Consider the following 18,083-nt stretch of genomic DNA (forward strand, 5'->3'; position numbering starts at 1 on the left):
TCATCTTAACGATTAAAAATGAAAACAATAAAGATAGCCGGAGTTCCTGAACACTTCAATCTGCCTTGGCACCTGTGCCTGGAAAATAAAGAATTTGAAGCAGTGGGAATCGATTTACAATGGACCGATGTTCCCGAAGGAACCGGTAAATTATGCCAGATGCTCCGGAGTACTACCATTGATATTGCCGTAATACTAACCGAAGGGATTGTAAAGGATATCGTTGCCGGAAATGAAACGACTATCGTTCAGGTCTATGTTGCCTCTCCCTTAATCTGGGGTATCCATGTAGGCGCAAATTCCAGTTATCAAAAAATGGCTGATTTAGAAAATACTAAAATTGCCATTAGCCGCATTGGATCAGGATCCCAACTGATGGCCTATGTAAATGCGGAAAATCAGGGATGGAACACTGATGAACTTTCTTTTGAAATTATTAATACACTGGATGGCGCTGTACAGGCATTGACAGAAGGTACGGCGGATTATTTTATGTGGGAACGCTTTATGACAAAACCACTGGTCGATAAGGGTATTTTCAGAAGAATTGCTGACTGTCCTACCCCCTGGCCTTCTTTTGTTATTGCCGTTCGCAGTGAAGTATTGCAAAGTGATCCCGGCATTATTGCAAAAATTCTCGAGATCATCAATCATCAAACTGCTGGATTTAAAGTTATTCCGGGTATTGATGAAACGTTAGCCGCACGTTATGGTCAGAAAGCAGAAGATATCCAGGAATGGCTATCCCTTACAGAATGGTCAGCAAACCCTTTGACTATAAAAGAGTTGGAAGCTATACAGAAAGAATTACTTGAACTAAAAATTATCGATAAAATAATACCTTTCGAAGCTGTTGCCCAATACTAAACTATAATTTTTTCGCCATTTTCAGCAGCCTATGACTGTAAAGCCAAAAATAGATTTAAAGACGATTAAAGAGAAACTAAGCATTAAAAAGCCTTGGGACAACGTCATTATATTTATTTTGAACCTGCTGATTGCTATTCCTGTTTTTATCATCATTCACCAAAATGTCGTCGATCCCGATATGATTTTTCATCTGGATCGGATATTGCTTTTTATCGTTATTTTGGCTGTAATACAGATTATCCTCCGATTGATGCGCACTGTAATTATCATCTGCATTGCGTTATACTTAGTCGTGCTTCTGTATGGTAGTACGATTGGAAATTATGGTTTCGGAAGTGTCTATGAGGACTACCGCTCTATGATCTATACTATGGCTGATGATGCTAATCCCCAGGATATTATTATTTCAAAACTCCTGCCATTCCCCAATAAATCAAAAATTATTGCAGCTGTAGAATTTGAAAACCCTGCTGTCCGAAACTTTGCGCTTTCGGCAACCACTAAATATTTCAGGGATATAAAAGGATACCATAAATACCGTCGGATCATCCAGAGTTTTGCTATTTTCAAGGAAATAAATACGCGCTGGAATTATGTCAATGACCCTAAAGGCAGGGAATATATCGCAAGTGCGAGTGAAACCGTCAGGCATCTTTCCGGAGATTGTGATGACCATGCTGTATTCATGTCCGCCTGCATCAAAGCCATTGGAAGCACGCCCCGTATTATCCATACTGGTGGCCATCTTTATCCCGAAATGCTTATCGGGGATAAGAGTGATCTTGAAAATATCAACTACCTCATAAAAGAAGTCTTATTTAAAGAGGAAAGCAAAGGAAAAGAAATCCATTACCATATCGATGAGCGCGGACAAATATGGCTCAATATGGATTATACCGCTAAATATCCAGGTGGGCCTTTTATGTCGGCGGAAATATTGGGTGCATTGACCTTAAATTAGATTAAAATACTGATTGATTTAATTATATATAGATGCTTTTGAATAGTACTCCTTCAAAATGAATTACTTAAAAAGCAATACTAAAATCTACCATACAATCGGTTCAATTGCCTTCTCTTCTAAAAACGCATTGGTCTTGCTAAAATGTTTATTACCAAACCAAAAACCCCTATTGGCACTCAATGGGGAAGGATGGCCGCTTTCCAATATGAAATGTTTACTCCTGTCAATTTTGGCTCCTTTTTTCTGTGCAAATCCACCCCAAAGTAAAAATACTACATTTTCTTTTTTATCCGAAACTGCCTGAATGACAGCATCTGTAAATGTTTCCCAGCCTTTCTTTTGGTGGCTTCCGGCCTCTCCGGCACGAACGGTTAAGGTGGCATTTAACAGCAACACACCCTGGTCTGCCCAGCGTTCCAAATTTCCTGTTTGTGGAAAAGGTTTTACGAGATCCGTTTCGATCTCTTTAAAAATATTAATTAAAGAAGGTGGAAAGGCAATACCATCATTTACCGAAAAGCATAATCCGTTCGCCTGTCTTGGTCCATGATACGGATCCTGGCCAATGATCACAACTTTCACGTCATCAAAATGACAATGGTCAAAAGCAGCAAATATCTGGCTTCCCTTAGGATAACAAGTGGTTGTAGTATATTCCGATTTTACAAATTCTATCAGACTATCAAAATAGGGTTTTTCAAACTCATTGCCCAAGGCTTCTTTCCAGGAAGGATCAATTTTTACAAGCATTTTTATAATTTTATAAGTCAAAAATAAGACCTTTTTCCCACTATTTCAAGTTTGGAATTTTCAAGACGTTGCTTTTACTTAAATTTCAGTAAATTTGTATTCAAATTTGCTATAAAACAGAATGATTGCGATTACAGATAAAACCCTAAAAGACTTAGAATTTTCAACCGTTTTGGAAACTATTGCCGCTTCCTGTGTAACAGAAACCGGAAAAGAGAAAGCGATGCAGGTACTTCCCTTTCCAAATAAGGAAACATTACTGGAAGCCCTACAGCAAACTTCTGAATATGTATCTTCCTTTGCGAACAATAATGCCTTACCCAATCATAGTTTTGATACGATTACCAATGAAATAAAATTTCTGGCTATTGAAGATAGCTATTTAGATACAGCCGCTTTTCGTAAAATTGCCACTATCTCAGATACTGTCAATACATTGATTGTTTTTTTGAAAAAATTCGATGATTATTATCCTACACTAAATCAAAAAGCGGAACAGGTAACTTTCACCAAGGAAATCATTAAAAAAATCGATGAAATTGTTGACAAATATGGTGAGATAAAAGATAACGCCTCACCTGCCCTTTCTGCCATACGTAAAGAAATGAACCTTGTAAAAGGAAAAATTAACCAGAGTTTTGTTGCGGCTTTAAGCCAATACAGCGCATTGGGATATTTAGATGAAATAAAGGAAAGTGTTGTAGAAAATCATCGCGTGCTGGCCGTATCGGCGATGTATCGGAAAAAGGTTAAAGGTTCCATATTGGGCAGTTCCAAAACAGGTAGCATTGCTTATATTGAACCTGAAGCAACACTGCGATATTCCAGGGAACTAAATAATTATGAATACGAAGAAAAAGAAGAGGTTACCCGAATTTTAAAACAGCTCAGTAACCACATCAGGCCATTTGTTTCATTGCTTTATGAGTATCAGGAATTCCTTAGCGATATTGATGTTATTTCCGGAAAAGCGAAATATGCCAACAGGATTGGCGGAATTCTCCCAACCATCATAGAAGAAAAACGGCTATTTTTTAGGGAAGCCTTCCATCCTATATTGCTGTTGAGTAATAAAAATAAAAAAGTTCCTACGTATTCACAAACGATTGAACTGGATGAAAAAAGCCGGATTATTGTTATTTCAGGGCCAAATGCCGGAGGTAAGACGATCTCGTTAAAAACGGTTGGATTACTACAATTAATGCTACAAAGTGGTATCTTAATTCCGGTACACGAACGTAGTGAGACCTTTTTATTCGATCGGATACTTACTGATATTGGAGACAATCAGTCTATTGAAAATCATTTAAGTACATACAGTTACCGATTGAAAAACATGAATTATTTTCTCAAAAAATGCAATGCTAAAACCTTATTCCTGATCGATGAATTCGGTACAGGATCTGATCCGGAATTGGGAGGTGCTTTGGCTGAAACATTTTTAGAAGAGTTTTACCATCGGGAAGCATTCGGAATCATTACCACCCATTATTCCAATCTAAAAATACTGGCGAATGAACTCCCTTTTGCTACGAATGCCAATATGCTTTTTGACGAAAAATCGCTGGAACCTATGTACAAGCTGATCTTAGGTCAGGCTGGAAGTTCTTTTACCTTTGAAGTAGCACAGAAAAATGGTATTCCATTTGGTTTGATCAACCGGGCTAAAAAGAAAATAGAAGGTGGAAAAGTTCGATTTGACAAAACGATTGCTACGTTACAAAAAGAACGCTCCAAATTGGAAAAAACCTCTCAAAATCTAAAAGAAGAGGAAACCAAGGCACGTGAGGAAGGCAAAAAAATGGAAGGCATCAATACCAAAATTCAGCAAAAACTGGAGAGTTACCAGGAATTATATGATGCAAACCAGCGCCTGATTTATATGGGGCAAAAAGTAGATGATATTTCTGAAAAATATTTTAATAATAAGAACAAAAAAGACCTTATTGGAGAATTTCTTAAAATGGTAGAAATTGAAAACTCCAAGCGTAAAAAAGCTACGCCAAAGGAACAAAAGATCAAACAGGTCGTTCAAAAACAAATCATTGAAGAAGTCAAAGTGATTGTGGAAGAAATTCGACAGGAGAAAAAAGAAAAGAAAGTCAAAGCAGCCAAACAGGAGCTCAATAAACCAAAAGTAGCTTTAAAATTAGGCGACCGTGTTCGAATGATTGATGGTAAAGCCGTGGGAAGTATTGATAAGATCGAAAAAAATACGGTCACGGTTAATTATGGTATCTTTACTTCCAAAGTAAGTCTGGATGTGCTAGAATTAGTAGAGGCTAAAAAAATTACGCGATGATCTTACCTGAAAATAAAAAAATAATACTTTTTGATGGTGTTTGTAATCTTTGCGATAGCGCAATACAGTTTATCATCCGTAAAGACAGCAAAGACCTGTTCCGTTTTGTAGCACTGCAATCAGAAAAAGGTCAGGAAATACTATCGTATTTGGGAATAGATCCTTCAAAAATCGATTCTATTATTTTGTATGACCCCCGGATCGCTTATTATCATAAAGCTGAAGCGGCTCTTAAAATAGCTGGGCATCTTGGCGGAATCTACAGTCTTCTGGCTACATTAAATGTACTGCCTACAGGACTAAAAAATACTGTCTATGATTATATTGCCAGAAGCCGGTACAAGTGGTACGGTAAAAAAGAGGCCTGTATGATTCCAACTCCGGAACTTAAAGCTAAATTTTTATAAAAAATCCCCTGGAAACGAATTTTCAGGGGATTTTTAATTATGAGGAAATAGTAACTATTATTTCTTGATAATTTTCTTTACAGTTGTTCCCTGCTCTGAGGCAATATTCATCATATAGACACCTGCAGATAAATCTGAAACATTAATCTGTTCTGCGCTATTCGTGTTTTTTACGATTCTTCCATTTAAGTCCGTAATCGTTATGCTATTGATTGCAATAGCATCATGATTTGTAATGCTTATGATGTCTGTAGCTGGATTAGGGAATACCGAAAACTTAGAAGCTAAGAAATCTTCCCTTCCTAAAGTTGCTGTCGTTACTTTGAAATCATCTATCATGAACATATAGACATCGGCAGAAACACATTGAATACCGATCCGAATTGTTTGTCCGCTATAAGCATCTAATGATTGTACTCTTTCAGCCCAGTTCGGATATGTTGCAGTTAGTGACGTTGGACTACCTGCAATAATTGTAAAATTAGCAGATGAAGTTGGATTTCCGGTACCTACATACACACCAATACGATAGCGTTCCGCACCATAACTACCTGATAATGCCTTTACCCAAAAACGTACTTCATTAGCTGAAGCACCTAAAGTAACAGGTGGGCTAATCAACCAATCTTCATTTGCCGTTATCCCACCACCGGGAACAGCATTCCATGCTACAGCACATTTTAAACCTGTTCTGGGATCAAAATTACGGGTTTCGTCACCTGTACTTGCATTGGTAACCCCAGCGGCTGTAGGATTAAAAATCTGAAAAGCTTGGGGAGCACCTGCGTTAGGCCATGCAGGATCAGCAAGACCTCCAGTATAAGTTGGTCTAAGATCAATGTCTAATGTTTGCCATTGCCCAAAACCAGAAATAGCAAAATCAGTATAAGTATCAAAACTATCTTCAAATAGTGTTGTTTGTGCATTTGAAGAAAAAAAGGTGCCCATTAAAAGCCCTGCAAAGAGTAATGTTTTTTTCATAAAATATGTTTTTGGTTATTAGTAATACTAAAGTTACTTATATTTAGTCACTTACCATATATGTTATATGAAAATTATTTGTTTTTTATAAGCAAAAAGGCTTTTTAGTTTTAATATGAAACTTTGTTAAGTGAAATAGCGATGATACCGTAAAAAACAAAAGCCAAACTTCCGTTTGGCTTTTGTTAACTATTTGAGAATTATTATTTTTTAATAATTTTCTTTACTGTTGAACCTTGGTCAGAAGAAACATTCATCATATAAACTCCTGCAGAAAGGTCAGATACATTTACCTGAGTATTAGCAGCACTATTCACTTTGATAGATTTCACAACGCGACCATTAAGGTCTGTAATCTGAATTGCATCAATAAGCGCATTGTTACTGTTTGATATTGTTAATACATCTGAAACTGGGTTTGGAGCAATTATAAATTCTGAAACAGGAGCGAATTTTTCAGTCCCTAGCAATGAATCGACATTAGTAGCTTTAACAGTTATATTGTCTACAAGACCTACACCTGCAATGGTATTAGGTGTTGTGATGTTTGTTCCTGTATATAATGATCCTGAAAGCGCTGCAATATCCAATTCATAAGGAACTGTTGTAGGAGCAGTGCCAGCAATACCACCATTAAAACCAGGTCCTTTGAATTTAACTGCACCTGTAGTATAGTTATAACTAAACGAAAGCCTAACCCATGTATTTGCTGCTAAAACTATTGGAGAACTGGCATTAGCACCTAACCCAAAGGTATAGTTACCAGAATTTGGTCCGGAAGTATAATATGCCAAACCAGAAACGATACGTGTATTCATTGCTACTGAGATACCAGCTAATACTTTGTTATATGTTTCATCATAAATAGCAAGCCTCATAGTATTCAAGCTTGTAGTAGCAGCCCCGGTATAGAAGTCATATTCTACTTCAATAATATTGTTCCCTGAACTTCTGGCTGCCCACCATGTGGCTCCACCATTTTGCCACATGAAATTTCCGCCCAGATTTCCGTTTGGACCTGTCATTTGGAGTACATTTCCATGAGGAGCTGCATTAGCAACGATTTGAAAAGATGCATTTGAAGCATTTGTAGTAGTCGTTGGTGCAGTCCCATTGGTAGGATTTGTATACCAACCACCTTGTCCGGCTGTAGCACCAGTTATATCAGTTCCTACATTGCCCACGTTTAATGCATTGAAGTCATAGCTCAAAGTTTGCGCATTAACTGTAAATAAAGAGCCCATTAAAAGCCCTGCTAAAAGTAAAGTTTTTTTCATATAAAATTAAATTGGTTATTTTAAGGCACTAAAGTAATTGATAATTTCATTTATACAAGAATTATAATGTTAAAAAATAATCAGTATCCAATTTATACTATTAATTTAAAAAGAATCTCTAATTTTTTAAAGATACCTGTCCAGGATTGTTGTAAATATTGTATTCTAACATAAAAGAGGCGCATCCTAAATAGTAGGATGCGCCTCTTTTATTAAAATTTCCTAATTGGAAACAGGCTGATTAATATATTTTATTGAGGAGGAAATAATCAGCAAGTACCATTGCTGCCATCGCTTCCACGATGGGTACAGCGCGTGGCACTACACACGGATCATGCCTGCCTTTACCCTGCATCGCAACAATATTACCCTGATTGTCCAGTGTTTCCTGCTCTTGCATAATAGTGGCTACGGGCTTAAAAGCAACACGGAAATAAATATCCATGCCATTGCTGATACCACCCTGGATACCACCAGACAAATTGGATTGTGTTGTGCCATCGGTATTGTGTAAGTCGTTATGCTCGCTACCCTTCATTTTCGCTCCACAAAAACCGCTACCATATTCAAAACCTTTCACCGCATTAATCGATAACATGGCTTTTCCTAATTCAGCATGTAATTTATCGAATACAGGCTCTCCTAAACCAACAGGCACGTTTTGAATCACGCAGGTTACTGTTCCTCCTATTGTATCTCCCTGTTTACGGATCTCCTTAATATAGGCTTCCATTTTTGCTGCTGATTTCTCATCAGGACAGCGTACCGGATTACTTTCTATTTTGGAAAAATCTAAATCCTGGTAAGGTTTATCAATAAAGATATCCCCGACAGAGGAAACAAAAGCATTTATTTTTATTTCTGGCAGCATCTGTTTTGCAATCGCACCTCCTACTACTCTACTGGCTGTTTCGCGTGCAGAACTTCGCCCACCACCACGGTAATCCCGAATGCCATATTTTTTTTCATAGACATAGTCAGCATGACTGGGCCGGTAATTGTCTTTTATATGCGAATAATCTTCTGATTTCTGATTCGTATTGGGTATGATAAAGCCAATAGGAGTTCCCGTAGTCTTGCCTTCAAAAATACCGGATAGGAATTGTACTTCATCGTTTTCTTTTCTTTGCGTTACGATAGCAGACTGCCCTGGTTTCCTACGCGACATTTCATATTGGATCTTTTCAAAATCCAGTTCAATTCCCGGTAAGCATCCATCAATAATTCCTCCTAATGCTTCTCCGTGGGACTCACCAAATGTTGTAATTCTGAAAAGTGTTCCAAAGCTATTTCCTGCCATTTTTTAGGGTATTTAAGACTCTACAAGCCTAATTTCTATTAGTAACAAATTTATGGGTTATGGGTTAGAATAAAAAGCCGAAAGCTAAAAAAGTTCTGAGACATCAAATTTAGCCCCGACAGCAGTGGTATCTTTTTACCTTTATTCCGCTCTAAATCTACACTGGTAAAAAATTTCAAACGGATGGCGGGAATAGGGTCAATAGTAATACCCAATGTTTTGCTTCTCAAAAACAATTTCTTAACAGTAATTTCGTAATGGTACCGGAAAATTAACTTTGTGCTAAATCTGGATTTAATTTAATTGCTTTGCTTTGATAAACGATAAATCAGGATCACATGAAAAAAAGAATAGTAGATGTAGTAGTTATTTCTGATGTTCATCTGGGGACTTTTGGTTGCCATGCCAAAGAATTATTGTATTATTTGTCTACCATAAAGCCAAAAATACTGGTTCTGAATGGCGATATCATTGATATCTGGCAATTTCGAAAATCATATTTTCCAAAATCACACCTTAAAGTTGTCAAAAAACTGATCGATTTTGCATCAAAAGGAACAAAAGTATATTATGTAACCGGAAATCATGATGAGATGCTACGTAAATTTAGTGATACTGTCATGGGTAATTTTTCTGTGGTTGATAAACTCATACTGAATCTGGATGGAAAAAAAGCCTGGATCTTTCATGGTGATGTATTTGACGCTTCTGTACAGCATGTAAAATGGATTGCCAAACTGGGGGGAATCGGATACGACTACCTGATCCTTTCCAACCGCTTTATCAACTGGTGCCTCGCTAAAATAGGACGGGAACCCTACTCACTTTCTAAAAAGATCAAATCAAGCGTTAAAAAAGCCGTCAAACACATTGGGGATTTTGAAGCCATCGCTACGGATCTTGCCATCGATAAAGGCTATGATTATGTCATTTGCGGCCACATCCATGAACCCAAAATGGAACGCAAAGAAAATAGGAAAGGACAAACATTATATCTCAACTCCGGCGATTGGATTGAGAATCTTACCGCTTTGGAATACAATAAAAAACGCTGGAAGCTGTATCAATATGCTGAAGAAATCCAAGTGCAGGAAGAAGAATATTTTGAATTTGAAAATGAACTGACACAGCAGCTGTTTAATGCAGCGATATTGACAAAATAGGTTGTTTCGAAAGTTTCATTATATTAGCTCCCAACTAATTAATAAACTACTATGAAATATCGATTCCTTTTAATGGCCTGTGCTGCTTTAATTTTCTCCTGCTCTTCTGATGACAGTACACCTGACAATGTTAACCCTTCTGGCGACATGGGCGTTTACCTTCCTTTGAAAAGTGGGAACTACTGGAATTATGACAACACCAGCCCCGATGATTTACCCACAGGAAGCGACTCTTTGTATGTCAAAAAAGATACTGTTATTGCAACAAAAACGTATACTGTACTCGAGGTAGATGGTATCCCAAATGGACTTTTCACCGGTGCAATCAGTGGAAGCAGCATCCGTAAAGAAAATAATTTGTTAGTTCTGACAGGAAGTACAAACGCATTGAACCTTGGTGAAATTCCACTCGAGATTGCGATGAATGATTTCATTCTTTTGAACGCAGCTGCCACACCCAACCAGGTTTTAGGTTCGGTATCCGGTACCTTCAGCCAGGAGGTAGAAGGGATTCCCTTAACCTTTGATTATACTCTTACCTCCACAGCAGGAGCGAATTTTGCGAGCCATGTTTCCGGAACTACAACCTATCAGGATGTAAAATCAAGTACTATTACTTTGAATCTTAAAATTTCATTAGTTACTTCCGGAATAACGATCACCGTTATGGCACCTCAAAATGTACTAACATCTACTTATTATTTTGCGAAAAATATCGGAATTATTGAATCTTCCACTATAGTAGCCTACACTTTGCAGAGTTTCCCGGGAATGACCTTACCCATCCCATCTTCGGGATCACAGAGCCAGTTACAGGTTTTGCGGAACTATACTGTAAATGAATGATTTTAACAAATTTTAACCTGAAAATATGTTAATGTTATTTTAATACAACGGTAATTGCTGTTTCCGAAACTTATTTTTGTTTCGAACATTTAATAAAACCAAACTATGAAAAAACTGATTTTATCTGCCCTGATGCTAGTGGGGTTTGCATTTGGTGCATAGGCACAAAATTTTTCGAAGAATGCTATTGGACTCCGTTTGGGAGACAATGATGGATTTAGCGCTGAAGTTACTTACCAGCGTGCATTAAGCTCAGACAACAGACTTGAAGTTGACCTGGGTTGGAGATCTTCTGACTACAGAGGATATGACTACAATGCTGTAAAACTAACCGGACTTTACCAATGGGTATGGAATATCGATAAAGGTTTTAACTGGTATGCCGGTGTTGGTGGTGGAATTGGAACCTGGAGCTATGATTTTGATCACAACGGTCCTTATGACAGGGATTATGATGATAGCGGTGCTTTGCTATATGCTGCAGGTAATATTGGTATCGAATATAATTTTGATATCCCATTAATGGTAGCACTTGATTTCCGTCCTGAATTTTACTTCACGAATGATGATTTCAGAAATGATCACTTTGGACCGGACATCGCGCTAAGTGTAAGATACCGTTTCTAATAAATCTCATTCATGAGATTTTGCTAAGAAAAATGTCTAGTCCTAGAATAGCAATACAGGATTAATAATAATAAAAGTACATTTTTTAGACAGAAGTAGCTTCATGGTTACTTCTGTTTTTTGTTTTATAGGTTTTCATTTCTATTTCTTTTTGCTGATGCATTTGCATCGGAGTAAGCATATGATTAGAGCAATGCGGTCTTACTAGATTATAAATCTGTATAGATTCCTTAACTACTAACTTAATAATATTAAGTTGCTGATCATTATACCTATCTACTAAAAACTCCTGTTTTAATATTCCATTTACCCTTTCAGCGACCGCATTTTGATATGGATCATAAGACTCAGTCATGCTACAGCGCAGGTTTTTAGTCTTGCGTATCACTTTTTGATATTCATCAGAACAATATTGTATACCTCTATCTGAGTGATGGATTAACGACAAACAACTATTTTTCCTGCTCTTAAGAGCCATTTGTAAAGCTTTAAGACTATTTTCGGCATTTAAATTAGTAGCTACATTAAATCCCATGATCCGTTTTGAATATGCATCTGTTACTAAGCTTAAATAGCAGGGCTTACTTCTTTTTCCGATGTATGTAATATCGGATACCCAAACCTGTTCAGGACGTATTATTTTTAAGTTTTCAATTAAATTCTTGTGTTTTTTAAAACGATGATATGAGTTAGTCGTAATATGATAGCTCCGTTTTGGAGATATTAGCAGATGGTTTACTTTGAGGATATTAAAAAACATATCTCTTCCAATCTTCAATGCTCTAAGCTCCTGGTTTAATAAATAATACAACTTTCTCGTACCGATACGAGGCATTTTCATCCTAATCTTTCTTACCATAAGAATGACTTGTTCAGACTTTGATTGCTTTAAGATTTTTCTTTTAATGCTACGATAATAGACCTGCCTGTCTATCCCGAACAAACTACAGGTAAAACCTAAGGTTTGTTTTTGTTCTTCTTTAAATAGGACAATTGTTCGGGTGATGAGTTTTTTCGGATATCGATATTATATTCTTTCTCTGCAATATCAATAAGCATATCAAAAATAATAGCTTTCTTATCCGTAAAATTAACTTGTTGCTCCAGATGAGCTTTCTGTTTTTCAAGAAGCGTAACTTTAGCTTCGAGTTCCATGATTTGCTGTTCAGGTGTTTTAGCCATTTGAGATGGGGTTTGGGTTTCCCAATCAAAGTTACCAAATTTTCTAAGCCAACTAACAACTGTTGAACGTGCTTGCACACCATATTTTTTACAAGCTCCATGTGTAGATAACTCTCCTCGTTCAATCTCATGGACGATTTGCAATTTGAGAGACATACTGTAATCTCGCTGGGTTCGCTTTACATAATTTTTCTCTTTAGACATAATTGAGTTTTTTTTTGTATCGCTATTTCAGGACGGGACAAAACTATTGCATAAAAAACCGGGCTTGAAAGCCCGGTTTTTTTTATTTAAACTCAATCGGTTTTGTAGTGTGTATTTTTACAATTGTAAATGGCCTTGTTATTGCCATTGTGCTCATCTCTCCCGCTGCGGGTTTCGTCTCTTTAACCGTCACCCAGACTACATTGTCTTTTTCGGTAACTTTATCTACAGCAATCCCATAACCACCTGAATTTTTTTCTCCTAAAAATAAGGCTACAATTCTTGATTTTTTAAAATCTATTGTCGGCACTTCAGGATCTTCAACTGCAGCATAAAGTGCTTTTAGCTGGGCTTCATTCTGGATCACTTCATACATTTTTTTTTCTTTTCCTTTGTATTCGGATACTGTCAACACCTTGAATTCAGGTGCGCTTTCATTAGAAACCACTTTTTTTCCCGTGTTACACGAAAATAATAAAAGGGTTACGGCAAGTGTGGCTAATTTTTTCATACGTACATACTGTTTAGTGCTTTTTCATAAAGTGCTTCATACTGAGGCAAAATGTTTAAAATATCAAATTCTTTGGCAACTTTACGGGCATTCAATTTAAATTCAGACAGGATTGCGTCATCGCTTAGGATTTTTATAGCATTTTGAGCCATATCATCAATGTCTCCAACATCACTAAGGTAGCCGGAAAAACCTTCGATATTAACTTCTGGAAGTCCGCCTGAATTACTGGAAATCACAGGTACACTACAAGCCATTGCCTCTAGTGCAGCAAGTCCAAAGCTTTCTGTCTCAGAAGGCAATAGAAAAAGATCGGAATAACATAATATTTTATCGATCTCATTACTATTCCCAAAGAAGATAACTTTGTCGGTCAGTCCTAATTTTTCACACAGCAATTCTGCTTTTGCTTTTTCAGGCCCATCTCCTACCATCATTAATTTGGCAGGTATTTTCTTTTGAATTTTATTGAATATTTTTATAATATCCGGAATCCTTTTTACTTTCCTGAAATTGCTAATGTGAGTGATAATTCGCTCGTTGGGCAAAGCCATCACACTACGTTGGCAACTGTTCATTATTTCGACTTTATTTTTGTCGAGGTCAATAAAGTTAGGAATAACGGTAATTTCTTTTTTAATATTGAATAACTTATAAGTATCATCTTTCAGGCTTTGTGAAACCGATGTCACCATATCCGATTTATTAATACTGAAACTTACTGCGGGTTTATAAAAAGGATGATTTCCAACTAATGTAATATCGGTACCGTGCAGTGTGGTGACCATTGGTATTTTGATTCCTTCATCTTCCAGCATTTTTTTTGCCATATATCCGGCATACGCATGCGGTATGGCATAATGGACATGGAGCAATTCAATACCATATAATTTGACCATATCAACCAATTTGCTTGATAGTGCCAGTTCATAGGGTTGGTAATGGAATAGTGGATATTCAGGAACATTCACTTCGTGATAGTGAACATTAGTATTTAAAAGTGCTAAACGTACAGGCTGGCTGTACGTGATAAAATGTATTTCATGACCTTTACGAGCGAGTTCAAGACCGAGTTCGGTAGCTACTACACCGCTTCCTCCAAAGGTTGGATAACAGACAATTGCTATTTTCATTTTGATGTTTTATAATCTTACGAATTTACTCAAAATAAAAATCGAATGGTTTATTTTAGCTAAAATTAACTTTAACAAATTGAATTTTCTATCCCTTGCGGAATGCTTTCTCATATAAGGAAATCCAATGATCGGGAGTTATTTTTGTAAGTAATTCAGTAATAAGTTCCCAAGGGATCGTCTCCATATTTTTAAATCGGATGCAACTTTTACCCATATCCAGTTTTGCAGTAGTATGTTTCGGATAGGCCTCTATAAACCAATTTATCAGTTCCGCATCAGCATACAATCCCATATGATACAAAGCGATAAAATTCTTTTGTGAAGCCAGGTTTAAAAAAGGCAACGGTAATGTAGGATTACAATGATAGCCTCCGGGATACAAGGTGTGAGGTACAAAATACCCTAACATGCCATACCCCATTCCCTCTTCAAATCCTGTTGGCAAGTTCGCAACGATTATATTTCTAAAATGAACCATGGCTGCTTTTCGTTCTTCCGGCAGCTGATCCAGGTATTCTAAAGGAGTAAGTGCTTCTGATCGCATGTTTTTTGATTGTATTATTTTAGTACAGCGTCATTGATTATTTGTTGGATGTTGGTCCTGATATTCTCTTTGGCTAAAAGATTATTTTCTGCATCAGGGAATGTACGGTTGGAAAGAAATACATATACAATTCCGGTTTTAGGATCTGCCCACGCCATTGTTCCTGTAAATCCGGTATGCCCGAAACTTTCCGGTGACACACAATCACATGTAGAACCTCCTTTACCATTCACCGGTTTGTCGAATCCAAGAGCCCTACGGTTATTTTCTTTATTAAAATAGGTAGTATTGAACAGGTCAAAAGTCGCAGCACTGAAGTACGTTTTTCCTCCATAGTGCCCTTTTTGCAAATACATCTGCATGATCTTAGCCACATCTACAGCGTTAGAAAATATACCTGCATGCCCGGCAACACCGCCTTGCATTGCAGCCCCCATATCATGGACATAACCATCAATAGTCTGGTACCTGAAATAGTTGTCAACCTCCGTAGGCGGGATACTACTCATATCATATTTTCGCAACGGATTATACGTTGTATTATTGGCTCCTAAAGGTTTGTAGAAATTTTCCTGGCTCAAAATATCTAATGTTTTACCGGTTGTTTTCTCTAAGTATTCTTTTAATATAATAAAAGAAAAATCACTGTATTTGTATACTTTTGGTGTAATCAGCTTACTGTCGGCAATTTGCTGTAAAATATTTTGAGTATACCCTTTTTTAATATACAGATTTTCTGCTACCTGATCCGGAAATTCAGGACTGTAGAACTTACTGTAAATTTCAGGCTTCGGATGTTTCTTAGCATCCAGCGTAGACTGATAAAATGGAATCCAAGCCTGAAAACCGGCAATATGGGATAACATTTCTTTCAAAGTAATATCGCTTTTATCTGTATTTTGGAAAACCGGTAACATGTCACCCAATTTGGCATCGAGGCTTAATTTTTTTTCATCTACCAATTTCATGATATTAGGTAAAGTTGAAAGCATTTTGGTCAATGACGCAACATCATAAATATCGGTATTTTGAACTTTATAGTCCTTTTTATCATACGTATGATTACCAAAGGATTTATTATAGACTACTTTACCATCCTTAGCTACTAAAATTTGCATACCTGGCGTAATTTTACGGTCGATTGTATTTTGAGCAATTTTATCGATTTTGGATAGTATTTTAGAATCCATGCCTGCTTTTTCAGCAATTGTATACCCTAAGACATCCAGTTTCTTCGTATGCAAACCATAATTCACTTTGAATTCCGGGCTAATCGTCACTGGCAGTTTCCCTTTAGCTTCGAAAGCACCAAAAATCAGCTGAGCAGAAAGGCTTTGGGAAATATCATTATTCTGGTAGGATACAATCACCCCTTCAATATTCTCATAAGAAGTAATCGGAATCATTGCATACGGCTTAGCAAATATATCCAGAATTACATTTTTGTTGCGTGCAATTTCCTGTAAGCGTACCAATTCAGAATCTTTAAAATCATGATTCTTCCAGGCATTGGCGTCCGATTTGTGGTAGCCAACAATTACGGTGGTATATTCTTGCAACTTCACCAATAAGCTATCCAGGTTTTCTTCGGTTACTTCGGTAACTTCGGTATAATTTTTTAACGTGCTTAAAAATGTACTTTTAAAATCATCCCCTAATTTTACGTAAGCGATTTTTTGACTTTCTAAATTTTGCAGCGGCAGGATATCATTTTTATTCTTTAATACTGTAATTGCATTTTCAAACAATTCATATTGCAAAACATCATCTTCCGGATTCACCAAATCATTAGCAAGATTCTTAGTGCTTATAGGCGTGTAATTATTCAGGCCTGCTCTGTATTTATACTCCAGGATTTTTTTAACCGAATGTTCTAAGCGTTCGTCGGTTAGCCTGTTCTGCAGGTAGGCATCGGCAAATTTTTCAATAGCAACGGGAACATTTTCTGCAAAAAGTAAAATATCATTTCCTGCAAGGAATGCTTCCAAATCGATTTCTCCCGGTTGTTTAAAATTGCTCGCGGCTTTCATATTCAGGGCATCCGTAAAAATAAGACCTTTAAAGCCCAATTGTTTCTGCAATATATCGGTCACTATGGTGTATGATATCGAAGAGGGAAAGTTTTCCCTTTTTTCCAGAGCAGGAACATTAAGGTGTGCAACCATGACGCTGGCAAGCCCTTCCTGGAATAATCTTTTATACGGATAAAATTCAACTTCGTTAATGCGTTCTTTAGTAAAATTGACTGATGGCAAGGAATGATGCGAATCGGTAGCGGTATCACCATGCCCCGGGAAATGTTTTCCTGTTGCATAAACGCCCTGGCTTTGCGATCCTTTCATCAGTGCCAAAGCCCGATTGGTTACGTTTTCTTTATCCTCTCCAAAAGAGCGGTTTCCAATAATTGGATTTTTAGGATTGGTGTTAATATCCAATACAGGGGCAAAATTAAAATGAATCCCCATTCTTTTGCTTTCTTTACCATATTGTACGCCAAGGCGTTCTATCAGGCTCATGTCCTGAATAGCTCCTAAAGTCATATTCCACGGATATCGATAGGTAGAATCCAATCGCATGCTAATTCCCCATTCCGCATCAATCCCTACAAACAAAGGTACTTTTGCTTTCGACTGAAACCTATTGGTTAGATTCGCCTGCCGTCCGGGACCACCCTGAAAAAAAATAACACCCCCAATTTTTTGTTCTTCTACTAACCGATCCACACTTTTAATGTGTTCTGCATCTTTATTAGAATAAGCAGCAACCATAAATAATTGGCCCACTCTTTCTTCAAAAGACATTTGATTGTACACACTATCTACCCAGACAGTTTGCTCGGTTGTATTTAAACTTTTTGGATTTTTATTTTGAGACTGGGAAATCTGAAAAATAAAAAAAAATGCTATTATAAGATATTTCATCCGTAAGGTCTACTAAGTATTGGTGATTAGTACAGGTATGGCCCTAAAATAACAAATTACATAAATGAATTATGTAATTTGAAAAGAAGGTATATTTT

General features: G+C 37.0%; 17 protein-coding genes. 7 read left to right on the forward strand and 10 right to left on the reverse strand.

Annotated elements, in window-relative coordinates:
* Positions 1-18: 18 nt before the first annotated feature.
* Together FK004_RS14665 and FK004_RS14670 are read left to right on the forward strand one after the other, a co-directional pair.
* Positions 19-867 (forward strand): substrate-binding domain-containing protein, encoded by an 849-nt coding sequence (locus FK004_RS14665; protein WP_108737932.1) that lies wholly within the window; start codon positions 19-21, stop codon positions 865-867.
* Positions 868-898: 31 nt separating this feature from the next.
* Positions 899-1,831, forward strand: a complete 933-nt coding sequence (locus FK004_RS14670) for a transglutaminase-like domain-containing protein (protein WP_108737933.1) — start codon at positions 899-901, stop codon at positions 1,829-1,831.
* A gap of 87 nt (positions 1,832-1,918) precedes the next feature.
* Here the strand turns inward: FK004_RS14670 and FK004_RS14675 are convergent, their stop codons facing one another.
* Complete coding sequence (locus FK004_RS14675; RefSeq protein ID WP_108737934.1) at positions 1,919-2,584, reverse strand: uracil-DNA glycosylase; 666 nt, start codon at positions 2,582-2,584, stop codon at positions 1,919-1,921.
* Positions 2,585-2,705: 121 nt separating this feature from the next.
* On the opposite strand from FK004_RS14675, the gene FK004_RS14680 reads away from it, so the two are divergent.
* Entirely contained in the window at positions 2,706-4,886 is a 2,181-nt protein-coding gene (locus FK004_RS14680) for an endonuclease MutS2 (RefSeq protein WP_108737935.1), read from the forward strand.
* The gene (locus tag FK004_RS14685; protein ID WP_108737936.1) at positions 4,883-5,293 is read left to right on the forward strand and encodes a thiol-disulfide oxidoreductase DCC family protein; all 411 of its coding nucleotides are present in this window, start codon (positions 4,883-4,885) and stop codon (positions 5,291-5,293) included. Before FK004_RS14680 ends, FK004_RS14685 begins: the two co-directional genes overlap by 4 nt.
* Positions 5,294-5,350: 57 nt before the next feature.
* Here the strand turns inward: FK004_RS14685 and FK004_RS14690 are convergent, their stop codons facing one another.
* The 3 genes from FK004_RS14690 to aroC all read right to left on the reverse strand — a co-directional run bounded on the left by FK004_RS14690 (position 5,351) and on the right by aroC (position 8,851).
* Positions 5,351-6,274, reverse strand: a complete 924-nt coding sequence (locus FK004_RS14690; protein WP_108737937.1) for a T9SS-dependent choice-of-anchor J family protein — start codon at positions 6,272-6,274, stop codon at positions 5,351-5,353.
* Between the two features lie 203 nt (positions 6,275-6,477).
* Positions 6,478-7,551 (reverse strand): T9SS type A sorting domain-containing protein, encoded by a 1,074-nt coding sequence (locus FK004_RS14695; RefSeq protein ID WP_108737938.1) that lies wholly within the window; start codon positions 7,549-7,551, stop codon positions 6,478-6,480.
* 241 nt (positions 7,552-7,792) lie between these two features.
* Positions 7,793-8,851 carry a chorismate synthase gene (gene aroC, locus FK004_RS14700; protein ID WP_108737939.1) on the reverse strand — a complete coding sequence of 353 codons (1,059 nt, stop codon included), beginning with the start codon at positions 8,849-8,851 and terminating at the stop codon, positions 7,793-7,795.
* Positions 8,852-9,189: 338 nt separating this feature from the next.
* Here aroC and FK004_RS14705 point away from each other — a divergent pair, with 338 nt between their 5' ends.
* The 3 genes from FK004_RS14705 to FK004_RS14715 all read left to right on the forward strand — a co-directional run bounded on the left by FK004_RS14705 (position 9,190) and on the right by FK004_RS14715 (position 11,487).
* The gene (locus FK004_RS14705; RefSeq protein WP_108737940.1) at positions 9,190-10,014 is read left to right on the forward strand and encodes a UDP-2,3-diacylglucosamine diphosphatase; all 825 of its coding nucleotides are present in this window, start codon (positions 9,190-9,192) and stop codon (positions 10,012-10,014) included.
* Between the two features lie 51 nt (positions 10,015-10,065).
* Positions 10,066-10,860, forward strand: a complete 795-nt coding sequence (locus FK004_RS14710; RefSeq protein WP_157956122.1) for a hypothetical protein — start codon at positions 10,066-10,068, stop codon at positions 10,858-10,860.
* Positions 10,861-11,058: 198 nt separating this feature from the next.
* Positions 11,059-11,487, forward strand: a complete 429-nt coding sequence (locus tag FK004_RS14715) for a hypothetical protein (RefSeq protein ID WP_317046946.1) — start codon at positions 11,059-11,061, stop codon at positions 11,485-11,487.
* Between the two features lie 85 nt (positions 11,488-11,572).
* Here the strand turns inward: FK004_RS14715 and FK004_RS14720 are convergent, their stop codons facing one another.
* The 6 genes from FK004_RS14720 to FK004_RS14740 all read right to left on the reverse strand — a co-directional run bounded on the left by FK004_RS14720 (position 11,573) and on the right by FK004_RS14740 (position 17,985).
* A complete protein-coding gene (locus tag FK004_RS14720) occupies positions 11,573-12,430 on the reverse strand; it encodes an IS3 family transposase (protein ID WP_262497642.1) in 858 nt (285 codons plus the stop codon).
* 14 nt (positions 12,431-12,444) lie between these two features.
* Positions 12,445-12,873: a hypothetical protein gene (locus FK004_RS19490; protein WP_227871586.1), complete on the reverse strand. Its 429-nt coding sequence runs from the start codon at positions 12,871-12,873 to the stop codon at positions 12,445-12,447.
* 82 nt (positions 12,874-12,955) lie between these two features.
* Positions 12,956-13,384 (reverse strand): protease complex subunit PrcB family protein, encoded by a 429-nt coding sequence (locus FK004_RS14725; protein WP_108737942.1) that lies wholly within the window; start codon positions 13,382-13,384, stop codon positions 12,956-12,958.
* Complete coding sequence (gene bshA, locus FK004_RS14730) at positions 13,381-14,517, reverse strand: N-acetyl-alpha-D-glucosaminyl L-malate synthase BshA (protein ID WP_108737943.1); 1,137 nt, start codon at positions 14,515-14,517, stop codon at positions 13,381-13,383. Before bshA ends, FK004_RS14725 begins: the two co-directional genes overlap by 4 nt.
* An 88-nt stretch (positions 14,518-14,605) precedes the next feature.
* Positions 14,606-15,064 carry a DUF1801 domain-containing protein gene (locus FK004_RS14735; RefSeq protein WP_108737944.1) on the reverse strand — a complete coding sequence of 153 codons (459 nt, stop codon included), beginning with the start codon at positions 15,062-15,064 and terminating at the stop codon, positions 14,606-14,608.
* Positions 15,065-15,078: 14 nt separating this feature from the next.
* Positions 15,079-17,985 (reverse strand): serine hydrolase domain-containing protein, encoded by a 2,907-nt coding sequence (locus tag FK004_RS14740; protein WP_108737945.1) that lies wholly within the window; start codon positions 17,983-17,985, stop codon positions 15,079-15,081.
* Positions 17,986-18,083 lie beyond the last annotated feature (98 nt).

Source organism: Flavobacterium kingsejongi (genome assembly GCF_003076475.1).
Lineage (GTDB): Bacteria > Bacteroidota > Bacteroidia > Flavobacteriales > Flavobacteriaceae > Flavobacterium > Flavobacterium kingsejongi.